This window comes from Acinetobacter sp. 826659, from assembly GCF_000588515.1.
GTDB lineage: Bacteria > Pseudomonadota > Gammaproteobacteria > Pseudomonadales > Moraxellaceae > Acinetobacter > Acinetobacter pittii.
This window is the reverse complement of the sequence record NZ_JFYD01000005.1, coordinates 1-16,935: the sequence shown is the minus strand read 5'-3', so window position 1 is coordinate 16,935 and position 16,935 is coordinate 1. Positions and strand designations below refer to the sequence as shown.

The 16,935-nt window shown below is 41.7% G+C and carries 17 protein-coding genes and 1 pseudogene; 7 read left to right on the top strand and 11 right to left on the bottom strand.

All coding sequences use genetic code 11. The features are described 5' to 3' along the window. Positions 1-171 precede the first annotated feature (171 nt). The 5 genes from J663_RS11095 to J663_RS11075 all read left to right on the top strand — a co-directional run bounded on the left by J663_RS11095 (position 172) and on the right by J663_RS11075 (position 5,311). A complete protein-coding gene (locus J663_RS11095) occupies positions 172-1,617 on the top strand; it encodes a cytochrome ubiquinol oxidase subunit I (RefSeq protein WP_033849721.1) in 1,446 nt (481 codons plus the stop codon). Next, positions 1,610-2,617, top strand: coding sequence for a cytochrome d ubiquinol oxidase subunit II (gene cydB, locus J663_RS11090; protein ID WP_033849719.1), 1,008 nt, complete (start codon positions 1,610-1,612; stop codon positions 2,615-2,617). Before J663_RS11095 ends, cydB begins: the two co-directional genes overlap by 8 nt. Positions 2,618-2,631: 14 nt before the next feature. After that, positions 2,632-2,766: a hypothetical protein gene (locus J663_RS18940; RefSeq protein ID WP_005304392.1), complete on the top strand. Its 135-nt coding sequence runs from the start codon at positions 2,632-2,634 to the stop codon at positions 2,764-2,766. A gap of 93 nt (positions 2,767-2,859) precedes the next feature. Beyond that, positions 2,860-4,278 carry a PLP-dependent aminotransferase family protein gene (locus J663_RS11080; RefSeq protein ID WP_033849717.1) on the top strand — a complete coding sequence of 473 codons (1,419 nt, stop codon included), beginning with the start codon at positions 2,860-2,862 and terminating at the stop codon, positions 4,276-4,278. A 100-nt stretch (positions 4,279-4,378) separates the two neighbouring features. After that, complete coding sequence (locus J663_RS11075; protein WP_033849714.1) at positions 4,379-5,311, top strand: LysR family transcriptional regulator; 933 nt, start codon at positions 4,379-4,381, stop codon at positions 5,309-5,311. Between the two features lie 36 nt (positions 5,312-5,347). Here the strand turns inward: J663_RS11075 and madM are convergent, their stop codons facing one another. From madM to mdcA, 9 genes and pseudogenes are all read right to left on the bottom strand, one after another. Continuing rightward, on the bottom strand, positions 5,348-6,112 hold the full coding sequence (gene madM, locus J663_RS11070) for a malonate transporter subunit MadM (protein ID WP_033849713.1): 765 nt from the start codon (positions 6,110-6,112) through the stop codon (positions 5,348-5,350). After that, positions 6,105-6,521, bottom strand: a complete 417-nt coding sequence (gene madL / locus J663_RS11065) for a malonate transporter subunit MadL (protein ID WP_005132242.1) — start codon at positions 6,519-6,521, stop codon at positions 6,105-6,107. Before madL ends, madM begins: the two co-directional genes overlap by 8 nt. 48 nt (positions 6,522-6,569) lie before the next feature. Beyond that, the gene (gene mdcH, locus J663_RS11060) at positions 6,570-7,508 is read right to left on the bottom strand and encodes a malonate decarboxylase subunit epsilon (RefSeq protein ID WP_033849709.1); all 939 of its coding nucleotides are present in this window, start codon (positions 7,506-7,508) and stop codon (positions 6,570-6,572) included. Between the two features lie 12 nt (positions 7,509-7,520). Beyond that, positions 7,521-8,129: a malonate decarboxylase holo-ACP synthase gene (locus J663_RS11055; protein WP_081404708.1), complete on the bottom strand. Its 609-nt coding sequence runs from the start codon at positions 8,127-8,129 to the stop codon at positions 7,521-7,523. Then, positions 8,120-8,947: a biotin-independent malonate decarboxylase subunit gamma gene (gene mdcE, locus J663_RS11050; RefSeq protein WP_033849708.1), complete on the bottom strand. Its 828-nt coding sequence runs from the start codon at positions 8,945-8,947 to the stop codon at positions 8,120-8,122. Before mdcE ends, J663_RS11055 begins: the two co-directional genes overlap by 10 nt. After that, positions 8,944-9,795 carry a biotin-independent malonate decarboxylase subunit beta gene (locus tag J663_RS11045; RefSeq protein ID WP_033849706.1) on the bottom strand — a complete coding sequence of 284 codons (852 nt, stop codon included), beginning with the start codon at positions 9,793-9,795 and terminating at the stop codon, positions 8,944-8,946. The genes mdcE and J663_RS11045 overlap by 4 nt, the downstream gene beginning before the upstream one ends. Further along, a complete protein-coding gene (locus tag J663_RS11040; RefSeq protein ID WP_032041052.1) occupies positions 9,788-10,087 on the bottom strand; it encodes a malonate decarboxylase subunit delta in 300 nt (99 codons plus the stop codon). Before J663_RS11040 ends, J663_RS11045 begins: the two co-directional genes overlap by 8 nt. 2 nt (positions 10,088-10,089) lie before the next feature. After that, positions 10,090-10,975, bottom strand: a pseudogene (locus J663_RS11035) (triphosphoribosyl-dephospho-CoA synthase). Further along, positions 10,975-12,654: a malonate decarboxylase subunit alpha gene (gene mdcA / locus J663_RS11030; RefSeq protein WP_033849701.1), complete on the bottom strand. Its 1,680-nt coding sequence runs from the start codon at positions 12,652-12,654 to the stop codon at positions 10,975-10,977. The pseudogene J663_RS11035 and the gene mdcA overlap by 1 nt, the downstream one beginning before the upstream one ends. 408 nt (positions 12,655-13,062) lie before the next feature. On the opposite strand from mdcA, the gene J663_RS11025 reads away from it, so the two are divergent. Further along, positions 13,063-14,250, top strand: coding sequence for an MFS transporter (locus tag J663_RS11025; RefSeq protein ID WP_033849699.1), 1,188 nt, complete (start codon positions 13,063-13,065; stop codon positions 14,248-14,250). Positions 14,251-14,258: 8 nt separating this feature from the next. Here J663_RS11025 and J663_RS11020 read toward each other — a convergent pair whose 3' ends face one another. After that, the gene (locus J663_RS11020) at positions 14,259-14,852 is read right to left on the bottom strand and encodes a GNAT family N-acetyltransferase (RefSeq protein WP_033849696.1); all 594 of its coding nucleotides are present in this window, start codon (positions 14,850-14,852) and stop codon (positions 14,259-14,261) included. A 42-nt stretch (positions 14,853-14,894) separates the two neighbouring features. Then, the gene (locus tag J663_RS11015; protein ID WP_033849694.1) at positions 14,895-15,530 is read right to left on the bottom strand and encodes an FMN-binding negative transcriptional regulator; all 636 of its coding nucleotides are present in this window, start codon (positions 15,528-15,530) and stop codon (positions 14,895-14,897) included. Positions 15,531-15,645: 115 nt separating this feature from the next. On the opposite strand from J663_RS11015, the gene J663_RS11010 reads away from it, so the two are divergent. Beyond that, positions 15,646-16,935: PLP-dependent aminotransferase family protein (locus J663_RS11010; protein ID WP_033849692.1), on the top strand; the 1,290-nt coding region annotated here is incomplete at its 3' end.

Genomic DNA, 16,935 nt, shown 5'->3' with positions numbered 1-16,935 from the left:
CAGTCTATTCTCTTGGAATATCAAGCAATTATATTGCTTAACCCTGTTGGCATTTTACTTGCTAAGAACATTTATCACAGAAGTAAGTTTAATCGCCAAAATACTTTGTTGCCTGAAAATAAGTATTTAACTCATTTAACCATCATCAGCTAGTTCACAGGGGGAAAGTTTATGAGCCTCGGTCTAACCGCTCTAGAATTAGCGCGAATACAATTTGCTTTTACAGTATCCTTCCATATTATTTTTCCGGCCACTTCCATCGGTCTTGCCTGCTTTTTAGCAGTGTTAGAGTGGAAATGGTTAAGAACCCAAAACCCGATTTATAAAGATCTATTTAAATACTGGATTAAGATCTTTGCCGTTGCCTTTGGTATGGGTGTGGTCTCGGGCGTAGTCATGAGTTACCAGTTCGGTACGAACTGGAGTGAATTTTCACGTGTCGCCGGAAGTATTACTGGTCCTTTACTTACCTATGAAGTCTTGAGTGCCTTCTTCTTAGAAGCAGGTTTCTTAGGCATTATGCTGTTTGGTTGGGGACGTGTTGGTCCTCGAGCCCATTTCTTTGCAACACTTATGGTTGCCATCGGAACATGTATTTCCATGTTCTGGATTTTATCTTCGAATAGCTGGATGCAGACTCCTCAAGGCTTTGCTATCGAAAATGGCATTATTGTGCCAAAAGACTGGTTTGCAATTGTCTTTAACCCATCCTTCCCTTACCGCTTTGCCCACATGGGTGCAGCAGCTTTCTTAGTTTCATCATTATTGGTCGTCGGAACATCTGCATGGCATTTAGTAAAAGGCCGTCGCGATGAATTGGTGAAAAAATCGTTCTCGATGGGTCTCTGGATGGTGCTTGTGACTTCATGTTTACAAGTGGTAATTGGCGATAACCACGGTTTAAACACCCGTGAACATCAACCTGCCAAACTTGCAGCAATGGAAGGACACTGGGAAACCAATCACAATGAGCCAATGCCATTATTGCTATTTGCAATTCCCAATATGAAAGAAGAACGTAACCACTTCGAAGTAGGTGTTCCTTATTTGGGTAGCTTAATTTTAACGCATAGCTTAGATGGCCAAGTGACAGGTTTAAAAGATTTCGCACCAGAAGATCGTCCAAATTCAACCATCGTTTTCTGGAGCTTCCGTGTGATGGTGGGTCTTGGTGTACTCATGGTCACTTTGTCTTTAATTGCGCTTTGGTTACGTAAGCGTGGAAAACTCTATGAAACATCTTGGTTCCATAAATTTGCTTTAGTAATGGGGCCTTCTGGTTACGTTGCCATGCTTGCAGGTTGGGTAACAACTGAAGTCGGTCGACAACCGTGGGTTGTATACGGCATTATGCGCACAAAAGACGGGCTTTCACATACTGTTTCCGCAGATCAGGTCGGACTTAGCCTGTTTATTTTTGTGGTGGTCTATACCATCGTATTTGGTAGCGGTATCTACTACACCTTAAAACTGATTAATAAAGGCCCTGTATTTATCGATACACCAAATGTTGAAACTGGTGGCGTTGGACACTTTAAAACACCAATGCGTCCACTCAGTGCGGTCGATGAAAACATTGACGATAATCAAAAATCTGGGGAGAAACATCATGATTGATCTTTCTTTAATATGGGTCGGTATTATTGGTTTAGGTGTTTTAATTTACGTGGTCATGGACGGTTTTGACTTAGGAATAGGAATTATGTTCCCCTTCATTAAGAACAGCCAAGAACGTGACGTGATGATGAATACCGTGGCCCCTGTCTGGGATGGTAATGAAACGTGGATGGTGCTCGGCGGTGCTGGTCTATATGCTGCATTCCCACTGGTCTATTCAACAGTTTTATCAGCACTATATTTACCGATCATTTTCATGGTGATTGCCCTGATTTTCCGTGGCGTGGCGTTTGAATTCCGCTTTAAAGCTCATCGCACCAAACACCTTTGGGACTTGGCTTTTATTTGGGGTTCAGTTTTAACTAGCTTCCTGCAAGGGATTATTTTAGGTGCCTATATCCAAGGGATTAAAACCGAAAATGGTATTTATGCTGGTGGTCCATTTGACTGGTTATCTCCATTTACGATCTTTACAGGTATTGGTGTAGTTGCGATGTATGCAACTTTGGGCTGTGGATGGCTGATCTTAAAAACCGAAAAAGGTTTGCAGCAACGTATGTATGAGCTTATGCCAAAACTGATTATTGCACTGCTCATTATTTTTGGTGGCGTAAGTTTATATACACCTCTGACGCATCCTGAAATTGCAGATCGCTGGTTCTCTTTACCAAATCTGTTCTATTTTAGCCCTGTGCCTATTTTGGTCTTATTGTTTGTTGGCCTGATTTTATCGGCATGTAAAAAACAGAATCATGACCTCAAACCATTTGCATATACATTGGCTCTTGTTTTCCTTGCATTTACTGGTTTTGTGATTAGTTTATGGCCATATATTATTCCGCCATCAGTCACAATTTGGCAGGCCGCAGCACCACATTCAAGCCAAATGTTTGCTTTGGTCGGTGCGCTTATTTTGATTCCAATCATTATTGCTTACACCATTGTGTCTTACTGGGTATTTAGAGACAAAGTCCGTGTAGGTGATGAAGGCTATCATTAAGTATGGAGGGTTTTATGAAAAAGTTATCAGTTAAACTCAATCAAACCCAATGGTTTATTCTGCTATGGCTCGGTGGTTTTTTAGCCTTAGCTGTGATTGCAGGATTGTTTAAAGTGATATTGATTTATGCAGCCCCTTACTTAAAGTAATTCCAACTTTCTAAACAAATGCCGTTTGTAGATTCTACAAACGGCATTTATTATTGATTCAGTGCATCTTTTTTTATTTCGTGCAGCTCATACATGTATAAATCAGAACAACTCGCTCATAGCATTCGCCAACTCATTGAAAGTGGCACTTTAAGTGCGCATGAAAAATTACCGTCATTGAGAGATCAGGTACAACGCTCTGGCTTTAGTTTAATGACCGTAATGAATGCTTATCAAGAGCTTGAATCACAAGGTCTGATCTATTCAAAAGAAAAGTCTGGATACTTTGTTGCCGAGCAAATTGCACTAAAGCCACTCGAACAATATTCAGTTGTTTCACTGAACTCTAAAATTGAAATTAATTCCTTAGTTTTTAAATATCTTAAATCAATTCAACATGAGTCTATCGTACCTTTTGGTTCAGCTTTTCCGGACAGTCAGCTTTTAACAGCACCCAAACTCATTCAAATTATGGGACAGCTTGCGCGGCAAAGACAAAGTTATGACCAGACCACAAGCCTACCGCCAGGTAATTTAGCCTTAAGAAAACTGATTGCTCAGCGCTACTGTATGCAAGGCATACAAACTGACCCAGATGACATTGTCATTACATCGGGAGGGTTAGATGCACTCAATCTTTCGCTGCAAGCTGTTGCTCAACCCGGTGATTATATTTTATTACAGCAAACCGTGTTTTATGGCGCTTGGCAAGCTGCAGAGCGTTTAGGACTTAAAGTAATTACCATTCCTGAACATCCTCAACATGGTTTTGACCTAGAAGCTTTTGAACAAGTCATTCAAACCTATCCTATCAAGGTGTGTTGGCTGATGCTGAATGCCCATAACCCGATTGGTTTTACTGTTAGTGATGACATTAAATATAAAATTGCCAAGTTGCTTCATGAACACCAAATTTATTTGATTGAAGATGATGTCTATGAAGAGCTTTTTTATGGCGGCCAAAAACCACTCTCAATGAAGTATTTTGACCAACAAAATCTGGTACTTCACTGCTCGTCTTTTTCTAAAACATTAGGTGCCGGTTTTCGGGTCGGTTGGGTCTATGCGGGTAAATTTTCAGACCATATTCAACACTTGCAACTCATGAGCACCATTTCAGTAAATGCTCTCATTCAAAATGCATTGGTTGAGTTTTTGTCTCATCATCATTATGAAAAGCACTTGCGTACACTTAGACTTTCACTTGAGCGTTATAAAAAGCAGTTTTATCACTATTTAAAGCAGCATTTACCGAGCTCTTGCGAAGTGTATTACTACCCAAGTGGCTATTTTCTATGGGTCAAACTTCCTAGTACGCTAGATAGTATGCAAGTTTATGAAGAACTCATCCAACAAGACATTGGTGTTGCACCAAGCCCTCTGTTTAGTGTTTTACCCGCACAGCAGCATTATTTGAGAATTAACTGTTCTTTTGAATGGAACACTAAAATTCAAAGCGCATTAGATCAGGTTATCAAAACCATTCAACAAAGAGTTGAAGCAAGTCTCTAAAGAAATGCTTCGACCTAAGCACAATTTTATAGACTTTATTTTGTGGTAACTTTATAGCTCAAATCTATAGTGTTAAGGGAAACTGGTTCAAGGAATTAATATGGAAATTGATGAAGAACTCACCCTTAAAAAAATACAGATTTTTTTAGCTTTTATGCGCTGTGGGAATTTGTCTAAAACAGCCACAGAAATGCAGTTGAGTAATGTCAGTGTTCATAAAGCCTTACACTCTTTAGAAAGTGCTTTACGTTGCCCTCTTTTTAAAAATGAAGGCCGTAATCTCATTCCTTTAAAAAGTGCTTATGTCTTTGAAGAACGGGCACAAAAAATCGTACAAGACATTTTTATCACCGTAAATAAAACCAGAGAAGCCGCTGGCTTTGCAGCTAAGGTTTTACATTTAGGGTCTCTTTATTCTTTGACAGTAAATACGATTCCAAATGTGATTAGCGGTCTTAAGCTCAGACGTAGTGAGCTTGATATTCAACTGTTGCTGAGTTCAAATCAGGATCTGGTGAAAAAGCTTAAAGCAACTGAGCTTGATGCCATTATCGTGGCTTTAAATGAAACTACTCAATATGATGACTTTGAAATTTTGCCGATGTTTTCAGACGACATTTTTCTGGCAGTCAATAAAGATTCAAAATATGCCGATTTTAAAGATATTGATTTAAGCCTGCTAAAAGAAGAAACTTTTTTAACTTTAACTAAGGGTTTTGCAACTCATAACGACAGCGACATTATTTTTAAAAAAGCAGGTTTTTCACCAAAAGTTGCTTTACAGGTCAATGATATTTTTACCTTAATTAGTATGGTCAGCTCAGGTGTCGGTTTTGCTCTACTACCCGGCCGTATTTCTGCAGTTTATGAAAGTTCAGTAAAACTTATTCCACTAAAACAGCAATATCACATGCAACAAGAAATTGGCTTGGTCTTCTTAAAAAGTAAAGAGCGCGACCCTAACTTACTTGCTCTGATTGCTGAATGTCGAATGTTTGCCTCTAATTTCAAAAATAAAAAAGACCGTTGTTAATAGCAACGGCCTTTTTGACTGAATATTAAATACTGATTAACCGACTAAAGCTTTAACCGCGAAGAACAAAACAGTCGGTCCCATTAAGCAGCCAAGACCTGTATGGAACGTTGCTGTAAGCGCACCGTAAGGAACCAAACGGCGATCTGTAGCTGCTAAACCAGCCGACACACCACTCACAGTTCCAGCTAATCCACCAAAAATCATGGCAGAACGTGGATTGTCTAATCCCATAAATTTTGCTGTAAGCGGTGTTGAAACCATTACACAAATTGCTTTCACCAGTCCTGTTGCAATTGAAAGCGCCATGACATCAGAACTTGCACCAATTGCAGCTCCCGTCACTGGTCCCACAATGTAGGTCACTGCACCCGCACCAATTGTGGTAATACTTACCGCATCGCGATAGCCAAAAATCCACGCAAACATACACCCGACAATAAATGGCAAAATGGTTCCGAGAAATAAAGAGAAGGCGCCAATAAATCCGGCTTTTTTCGCCTCAGTCGCCTGTACCTCAAATGCAGTTGCGACAATGGTAAAGTCACGAAGCATTGCACCGCCCATAAGCCCGACACCGGTAAAGAGTGCAAGATCAGTAATCCCTTTTTCACCGCCTGTCATTTTTCCGCCAAACCATGCCAAGATCAAACCAATCACAATCGCAATTGCTGAAGCATGCACTCGTCCCTTGGTTAAATATTTAGATAGCTTGGTCGACAACCACATAATTAAAGCAATTAAGGCGAAAGCTGTAATTAAACCTAAATGGGTTAAGTCCTTTAATAATAATTCAACCATGAACTTTGCCTCCAATGCGGTTTAATGTAGTGTCTTCTTCCTTCGGTAAAGGGCTTGCCTTGTTATAGCGGCTTAAACCTGCAATGGTGAGTGTGCAAACAATAACTGAAACTACCGCCGCAAACAGTGCCATATGTCCACTAGATAATGCTGTAACCACATTTTGTTGTGCTGCCATGGCAACAACAACAGGAATATACATGGTGCCCCAGAATGAAACGCCTTTTTCGGTTTCAACTGTCATGACACCACGTTTTTCCATCCATAACCGTATACAAATGAGTAAAATCATGGCGATACCCACGCCACCAACATTGGACTTTACACCCAATAAAACGCCCAACAAATCGCCGACAATAACACCCACCAAGGTGCAAAGTGCGAGTAAACCAACTCCATATATAATCATGACAATCCCTCATATCCTTGGATCATTTATGCTTTTGTAAAATTTGACTCAAAAAGAAAAACTATTTGCCTGTTCTTTTTGCATTGCCATCTGAATAGTGTCTATGCGTGTCCCTTGAAATGACAATACAGTTCCTTCTTTAAACGTTCGACGTGCAAGTGTAGTAAGTACCGTTCCCGGCAAAGCTTCGATCTGTAACCTCACACCTCGCTCCCATGCAGCTTGGATGGTACTTTCCCAATCTACAGTTCGACTCATATTAAAAGCCAAGTCATCACCAATCTGTTCTGGCCTGCTAAGCGTACGAGCCGTTGTACCACTTAAATAACGTATTTTAGGCTGCTTTAAAGTCACTCCCTCCATAGACGTTGCAAGTTGCTTTGCTTGCTGACTTAATAATTCACAGTGCGATGGCACCGATACATCTAATTTTTTTGCCACCACACCTTGTTGCTTTGCCAAAACAGCAACTTGGTTCATGGCCTCAAAACTTCCTGAAATAACGATCTGGTTATGTGCATTAATATTTGCGACAAACACCTCTGGTGTTATTTCATAAATCTGTTTGACCCATACATCGACAGCTGAACGATCTGTACCAATCAGAGCTGTCATGCCATATCCAGTGGGGTAAGCGTTTTGCATAAGTTCACCTCGATAGGCAACGAAACGGACTGCATCCTCAAAGGCTAAAACTCCTGCTACAACCGCCGCCGACCATGCACCAATCGACAAACCCGCAACATAATCTGGTGTTAAGTTTTCAGCAGTTAATAGGGCTGAACTCACCACACCTGAAATAAGTAAACACAGCTGTACTGCACGTGTCGACTGCAATGCAGCCGGACTATCTAGCATCAAGACATCTTCTTTGAGTGCATCCGATGCACGCTCAAGGTATTCTTTAACCAGAGCGGTTTGAGGTAAATCGTGCAACATATTGCTTCGTTGCACCCCTTGCCCCGGATATACCCAAATTGAAGCCATGATATCTATTCCCTAATTCCATGGGTTTTCTACTAAAACAGCACCATCAGGACGTTTCAATAGAACTTTTCCACTGTTCCCAGCCCATTCTTTTAATGCCAAACCGCCTTGTGGAAGTTGAAGCTGTATATCCACATTCAGCCCTGCTTGCTGAAAATTTTCGAGTAGCTCAACCGCCTGCTTTTTGGCAAAAGACTGTTCAGCTCGAATCAACAGATCTATGTCACTTTGCTCGGTTACTGTTTTAATGCCCGTTGCCAGTTCAAACCCGAAACTTCCCGTATATCCCCAACATCCTGAAAATTTTTTCATAATGCTGGAAATGCTCTGTAAACGTTCTGCCAAGTGTGCAAACTGTTTCGTATCTATGCGAGTCAGCGCTTCTGGCTTAAGCTGATTGCTGATTGCTGATAGTCGCATTTGAGCTGCATATCGTTGATAGCGAAATTGTCCTCTTATACCCACAGCCACCTGATCTTCAGGAGTAATTTCCCGTCGAACTACAACGGGATCACCGCGTAGTAACACCTCTTTCACCCAAAGTGGGGCATCATCGACCAAGCAATCGACCGTCATACCCCATAGTAAATCATGGGCTTCAAGCTTAAATTTCATGACCATTGCTCACGCAATAATTCACGGACTTTTTTAGACATTTGACGGTTTTGGCCGTGAAGTCTTTGTCCCAGTCCTTTAGATTGATCGGCATTAATTTCTTTAAATGCTTGTGCAATTGCCTGTTTTGCTAATGAAAGATCATCATTTGTCGGTTGTTCAGGGTTTTCGACAGATAACAGTTCAGATAACAGACCAAGCGTGGCATAACTTTCAATGTCATAGGCCATTGGAGGAATGCTTGAGGCCAATTGCTCTAACTCATCAACCGAGCGCAAGGTAACGCGTGCGGCAGATTCTTTACCCATTGCATGCACCATAACACCTGAATCTTTTAAGGCAATAATACGATTGGCTTGGTATCCATGCGCCAAGAAAGCACCCGACATCGACTTACCAACCAATAAACTCACAATAGGATGACCTGCTAATCTGGCTCTAGCATAGCTATCTACTGCACCCGCTAAAGCTTGATGAATACCTAATAATTCTTCACGGCGACCATAGGCCTGACTTGGAACATCAACCAGACATAAAATACCGCGTTTAGTTTCAGCCTTTGCATCAGCTTGAATCACATCATCAACCGCTTTTGCCAAGCTCCAGCCTTCTAGCAGCCCAACTTCACCTTGTCTTGCCCGTGGGAACAGATTATTACTGTCTTGGACAACTGCAATCACACGTACCGGTTGCTGATCAATCTGACCATCAGCCACCCAAACCGAAGCTGGAAAACCTTCAATTGTCTTAAAGCCTTGTGTCAGTGCTTTAAACCAATGTGCACCACGAGTAGATGCTTTTAATGTATCAACGGCGATATTCATGCTTGCTCTCCTTGATACAAAGCTTGAACTTGTGCTGGGGTAATCTGCTCAGCAGTATCAATTTGTTGCAGCTTTTCTAAATAGAATGTGTAATTTGAACTACGATGCTGATGAGGTACGCCTTGAGTTAAATAATCGATAACTTGCTGGCGAATTTTCTGACGATCATCGTCTACAAAAGCATCTGCCAAACCACTAGTGAAGCGCTGATTACCACCCGTAATACTCCATATAAATGGACGATCTTTGGCGTTATATTCTTGTACACCAGCTTCTTGTTCTATCACTTGCGGGCCATTTAGACCTAAACGTCCTTCTTGTGTCATTACAATATAGCTACATAACCCAGCCGCAATTGACATGCCACCGAAGCACCCTACACTGCCTGCGACCACAGCAATCACGGGTTGATACTGGCGTAAGTTCACAATTGCAGCCTGAATTTCAGCAATTGCAGCCAAACCCAGATTTGCTTCCTGTAAGCGAACGCCGCCCGTTTCCAATAATAAAATTGCCGCAGTTGGAATACCTTTCAGATTGTCTTCAACTGTAAGCTCTAAGGCACCCGCAATTTTGGCACCACCCACCTCACCTAAACTTCCACCTTGAAATAAACCTTCAATTGAAATTAAAACCACCTGGCGTTCTTGAATAGATCCTTTTGCAACCACTACACCATCATCAGCTTGCGGGACAATATTTTGCTGAACCAACCAAGGCGACATAACACGGGCAAATGGGTCGAGTAACTCTCGAAAAGTCCTCTCATCTAACAATGCTTTGGCACGTTCTCTTGCGCTGAGTTCAATAAAATCTTGTTTATTTAACAAACTCTGAATATCAGTCATGAGCAATTTCCTCCAATGCTTGTTCTAGACGTAAGCGAACGACACCGGGAGTTGCACCAAAGTCATGAATATCAATATTGACCGCTGGCGGTATTTGCGCAGTAAAAATCCGTTCAAAAAGATTGTGCCAACGCGCCGCACTGCCGTCTACCGAAGTCACCACTTGAATAGAAGCTTTGCCTGTTTCACCGGGTTCCATCAAAATTTCTAAATCGCCCGAGCCAACACATCCTACCAACGCTTTTTTTATAGGCGGCTTTGTCGCCACAAATTCAAAATGAAGTGTTTCCATAATCAAAATCCTTCTTTATTTTTTGACAGATGTCTGCTCAGCACGATCTATAAACAAGGTTGCTGCCAACAAGTCTGCAGCACCACCAGCTGAAGCTTTCATCCGAAGCAGATCAATCTCTAAAAGATGCAAAGCACGTCGACCTTCCAAGCTTGAACTACCGCCCAAATCCAGTACTTGCTGAGCACCTTGTTGCATACGCTTTAAACCCGAAGTTCCAGAGCGATAAAGCACACAGGTATCGGTCAGGTCAGTCATCATGGCAAGTAAGGCATCTAAGCGAGCGAACTCTTCTTTCATTGGTTTACTACGGCTTTGATAAAGTTGCTTTAAACCCAAATTCACAATAGTTGGAAAACCTTGTTGAGCCTGTTCTTTGGCACCTAAGATGCCTAATTTCTTTTGGACTTGCTGACCATGACTTAAGGCCTGCTCTGGAATAAAACGATCTTCAAGCTGAGCAATCTGGCCTGCTAACTGGCATAGCTCAACAGCCGATAAATATTGCTGAGTCGTGCGCGCCAATGCTGCTGCCGTAACCATCAAACCTAAGGCCCAAATTGCACCGCGGTGTGTGTTGACGCCATCTGTCGCCAACATCATGGTGTTTTCACCTTGGCGACCAATTTCACCAATGTCTTCGCGTAAGGCCAAACAAACCTCACCATGATATATGGCTGCTTGAGCCATTTCTTCAAACATAGGCCCTAAACTTTTCGCAGAGCGCTCCATTAATTCCAAAGTCAGGTCATCGTGTGCACCACTGCCACGCCGATCAACCAAAGCTGGTTTAGGTGTCAGATTAACTTCATCAATTAATGCTTCGACCGCTAAACTTGCCAAAATCTGACTATCGCTGAGCGTTTGATATTTAACTTGTGCCATCATTACCAACTCCTGAATTTTGCAGGTGGTTGATATAAACCATCTGACCATGTCACCAAGTCGGCAATATTTTTTGCAGCTAAAAGTTCACGTGTTGCATCGGTGCGGCGAATACCTAAATCTTCAGGAAATACCACCAAACCTTCACGTCTTAAACGTGCTGTTGTTTTCGGGTCTTGGTTTAAACCAATGCTAGTCACACCTGCCACCGCAGCAATCATGGCTTGGCGCTCTTCTTGGCTGCTTGCTTTATATAAATAAGCAATGCCTTCTTCGGTGAGTAAATGGGTGACATCATCGCCATAAATCATGATCGGAGCTAAAGGTAGGCCTGCAGTTTTAGCAACATCAATCGCATCAAGGCGATCTACAAAAGTTGGCTTGCCACCCTCTTGGAAGGTTTCCACCATTTGCACCACCAGCTTTTTACCACGTGCCAAATAGGTTTCTGTTTCATTGGCACCTTGCAAGCGCATATCTAGCCATGCTGGCGTATCGTGACGACGGCCACGCGGATCATGCCCCATGTTTGGTGCACCACCGAAACCAGCCAAACGACCTTTGGTGACAGTCGAAGAATGTCCCATGCCATCAACTTGCAAAGTTGCGCCAATAAATAGATCAACAGCGTATTGACCTGCAAGCTGACACATCATGCGGTTGGAACGTAAAGCGCCATCACGACCTGTAAAGAAAACGTCGGGACGAGCAGCAACATATTTTTCCATACCTAGTTCGGTACCAAAACAATGGACGCTTTCAACCCAACCTGTTTCAATCGCTGGAATTAAGGTTGGATGCGGATTCAGAGTCCAGTTTCGGCAAATTTTTCCTTTTAAGCCTAAAGACTCACCATAGGTCGGTAAAATCAGTTCAATTGCCGCAGTGTTAAAACCAATACCATGGTTTAACGATTGCACATTATGCTTTTCATAAATTCCGCGAATTGCCATCATCGCCATAAGCACATGCACTGGCTTGATATGTTTTGGGTCACGAGTAAATAACGGTTCGATATAAAATGGCTGATCTGCCACCACCACATAATCAACCCAAGAAGCAGGAATATCGACACGTGGTAAATCTGAAACGTCATCGACCAGTTCATTGACCTGAACAATCACGATACCGTCACTAAAAGCAGCAGGTTCAATAAGTGCTGGAGAATCTTCGGTACTTGGACCTGTATAGATATTGCCTTGGCGGTCTGCCATAAACCCCGCCGAGAGCACCACATTTGGAATGAGGTCGACTACTAAACGTGAATATAGTTCGATATAGGTATGAATGGCACCAATCTCTAGTAAACCATCTTCAATTAACTGGCTAATGCGTAAACTTTGTGGGCCAGCAAAAGAAAAATCGAGCTTACGTGCAATGCCTTTTTCAAATAGATCAAGATGTTCTGAACGTCCAACGCTTGGCATGATCATATGTAAATCATGTAAAACATCTGGATTGGTTTGTGCTAAAGAACGCGAAAGGAAATCTGCCTGCTTTTGGTTATTCCCTTCGAGTACAACTTTGTCGCCCGGTGTAATTAAGGTTTCTAAAACTTTAATAATGTCTTGAGTTGGAATCACCACACCATCGGTATATTGATTTGCCATCTCTAATTTTAGTTGTTTGGCATGACGCCGCTTTGTCCATAATCGTTCTTTATTCTGAACTGATCCTTCCATGTGCTTACCTATATAGATCGCAGTTTTGTTCTGTATCTATAAAAACGCTTTATGGAGTTTCGATCAATCAACCTACATCAATGGTTATTAACCTCAGGTTAATGATTTATTTTAAGGTGGCTGAAAAAGAATTTGAGAAAATAGACATATTAAATGTCTTAAATAAATAGACTTATTTAGAAAACTGGTACTGCAACTGTTTTGTATCAAATTATCAGATGATAGAATATTAAGCCTGATTATTCAGCTACAATTACTTGATAAGAAATAGTTTATGCCAAAGAAATATTGTTATGCCTGCCACCAAAAAACACTTCAACATTTTCAAGCTGAGCTGTTAATACTTTCTTCCTATATAAAAACTCAGCACCCAAACTCATCAATTAACACATATAATTAAAGGCTCTCATGCTTCAAAATACGATGCATCGCCAAGTTCTTATTTTGACGAGTTCTCAGTCACTTTACCAAACCGTATCGATCATGGTTATGACGATTGGTGGTTTGGCTGGGGCAAATATTTCTAATACACCGATACTAGCAACTTTACCCATCGCATCTATGTTTTTGGGTACAGCCTTAATGATGTTCCCTGCCTCAATATTAATGGCACATATTGGACGGCGTAACGGTTTTCTTTTCGGCGCTTTTTTAGGTGTAATTGGCGGTATTATTGCCGCAATTGGTATCTTTTATAGTTCACTTATTCTCTTAGCCTTAGGCACGCTAGGTGTTGGCGCATATCAATCCTTTGCTCAGTTTTATCGTTTTGCTGCCAGTGAAGTAGCAGATGATGCATTTCGTTCACGTGCCATTTCTTGGGTTATGGCAGGTGGAGTTGTTGCAGCACTGATTGGCCCGACTTTGGCGCGCTTTGGTGGACCTTTATTCCAGCATTTGGAATATATCGGTTCATTTTTAATTATTAGCATCATTTCACTTGTCGCAATGGGCATTTTATCTAGCCTACATATTGCCAATACAGTTGAGCAAAAGTCTGACTTTTCTGCTGGTCGCCCATGGCAACAGATTGTCTTTCAGCCTACCTATTTAGTTGCTTTGTTTAGTGCCGTCACAGGTTATGGCATTATGATTTTAGGTATGACTGCAACACCCATAGCCATGCGCCATTCACATCATGAACTTGGAACGATTACAACCGTCATTCAGCTTCATGTGCTTGGTATGTTCCTACCTTCATTCTTTACTGGACATTTAATCGCCCGATTTGGTGTGCTTAAAATCATGTTTGCCGGTCTTATATTATTTGCTTGCTATATTGGTTTTTCCCTCTCGGGTATTCAGTTCGCATCGTTTGCAATCTCACTCATTTTATTAGGTGTGGGATGGAACTTTTTATTTATTGGCAGCACTTCTTTACTTACCGGAACGTATACAGCGGCTAAAAAAGCCAAGGCTAAAGCCATTAACGACATGACTGTTTTTGTTGTCGGCTTAATTTGTTCTTTTAGTGCAGGTGCTTTACTGGATTTATTTGGCTGGAAAGCAATGAATATGGCTTTAATACCATGGCTGGTGATTGCTGCAGCTTCTCTCTTCTGGCTAAGCCAAAAAAGAGAAAAACAGCTTGCTTAAAATTCCTTTTAGCGCGGTTTATTCAACATCCATTCCAGATTTTGGCGAACCGCAGGCCACTCATGCTTCAAAATGCTGTAAACGTGAGTGTCCCGTAAAATATCATCTTTTACAATTTGATGGCTTCTTAGCACACCATCTAGCTTTGCACCCAAGCGTACAATCGCGGCTTGACTTTGAACATTTAAAGAAGATGTGCGTAACTCAACCGCAATACAGTTTAAAGTCTCAAATGCGTGGGCCAGCAATAGCTTTTTAGACTCAGTATTTACAGGTGTACGCTGTGCAGACTTTCGGTACCACGTCGAACCAATTTCTACACGGCGATGTGCTTCTTCAATATGCATTAAAGTTGTCATACCCAACGCCCGACCTGTTTTTCGATCTTCAATATAAAATGGCAACATAGAACTAGAACTTTGTAAACCGAGACGTCTTTCAATTTCAGCAGCCATTTGTTCAGGTCTTGGCACACGGGTATACCAAAGATTATAGAGTTCCCCATCACAAACAGCCTCTGCCAGTGATTCAGCTTGAGTTAAGTCTAAGGGCTTTAAAATAACGTGCTCACCTACCAACTCAACAGGTGTAGTCAAAGACATCTTTATCTCCTCAATTGATATTAAAGTTTTATATTTTCAAAATTATTTATTTAACTTAGCGACACTATACATAGCGTCCGCTATAGTTTGATGACCAGATTTTGATAGGCCATCTGCTGCACCTAAAATGTCTCGGCGTTCTTTGTTTTGCCCAAGTTTTGATTTTCCTTGCAGCTTGGTAATTTCAATTTCTATTCCCACAATCGCCTTTAACATCGGTTCAAGATAGTCTTTTGGTGCATCGGACATTTTCCATGGTTCAGGTTGAGATGCCTCATGAGTACGGGTTAAACGAGCCACCACGCCACGGACAAATCGCTCATCATCTCGAATCGTCACTTTGCCATATGCATGCACAACCCTATAGTTCCATGTCGGTACTTGTCTGTGCTGTTCATGTTTGGATGGGTACCAGTTTGGTGAAATATAAGCATCGCCCGCTTGAAACACGACGAGTACCTCATCTCCATTTTTAATGTTCTGCCAGACAGGATTAACTCTTGACACATGCGCATGTAGCACACCCAAGTTCTCTTCATTTAGCAGCAATTCAAATGGAAGATGATTTGCATCTAAGCCATTACTTCCATGCGTAAAAAGCACCCCAAATGGATATTCGGTAATAAGAGAATGTAATACATCCAAACGGTTTTCTGCATAATCATCGGGGATATACATGGCTCAAAACCTCACTGTAAATATCAGGGTTATTTATATTTTGTGTTGTAAATTTTCTGGTTTATGTGGTTTATTAAAAAGAACCACTTTGTATTTTTTTAAGTAGACCAGAATTATGGCAAGAATGGCAAAAGTTGTTGAACTTCCGTCTATTGCAAAGATTAATAAAAGCCAAGGAAAGATAAGTGCTCAACTGACGCAAGCTTTGCGTGAAGCTGTACAAAGTGGTGATTTACAGCCTGGCGATCCATTGCCTTCTTCACGAGAACTGGCTCAAACACTTGGGGTCGCACGAGGAACGATTATTGAAGCTTATGATCAGCTTTTAGCTGAAGGTGTGTTTGACTCTCAACCACGAACTGGCACTTATGTGTCTCATGCTTTGGTTAAAACGTCTGGAATACAACATTCATCAAAAGAAAATAAGCCTAACTCGATACCTCTGACCAAATCAGCACGTTCTTATGCCAAAGTACTTGATGAATTTAAGCCACTTCCCCATGTTCCTTTTGCGGTATCTGTCCCCGTCGGTCGTACTCAACCAAGTGATATCTGGCGTAAATTTGGTAATAAATATAGATCACGGGGAGCAGGTGTTCCTTCAGGATATGGTGAACCTCAAGGGGTATTATCACTAAGAATTGCTATAGCCGACTATGTACGTCGATCCCGCTCTGTCCACTGCGAACCTGAACAAATTGTAATTACTCCCGGTATTCAGCAATCACTTTATATTTGCAGCCAGATTTTATTTGAAGCAAAAGATGAAGTTTGGATTGAAGATCCAGCTTATCGGGGGACAACGGCCATTTTTGAGCATACTGTACAAAACATTCGTATGGTACGTGTTCCTGTTGATGAAGAAGGCATTCAGGTTGAAACCGGAATTAGATTTTCGAAAAATGCACGTGCTGCTTTTGTGACACCGTCTCACCAATATCCACTTGGCATGCCGATGAGTCTTGCAAGACGTACAGCTTTATTGGCTTGGGCAAAACAGCAAAATGCTTGGATCATTGAAGATGACTATGACAGTGAACTTCGCTATAACGGACAGCCCTTCCCATCTTTGCAAGGCATGGCACCCGACCAAGTCATTTATCTTGGCACTTTCAGTAAAGTCCTATTTCCATCACTTAGACTTGGTTATGCAGTATTGCCTAAAGAGTTGGTAGCATCTTTTTGTGGACTCAGAGTATTAATTGATCGACACCCACCTGCTGCCGACCAGCACGTTTTGGCAGCTTTTATTCAAGAGGGTTATTTGGAACGACATATTCGACGCACTCGAAATGTCTATGCAGAAGTCCGAGAATACATTATTGGCTTGATTGAAAAATACATACCTCAAGAACTGGCTTGGTTACAGCCGGGCGATCAAGGCATGCATATGGTGTTATGGCTT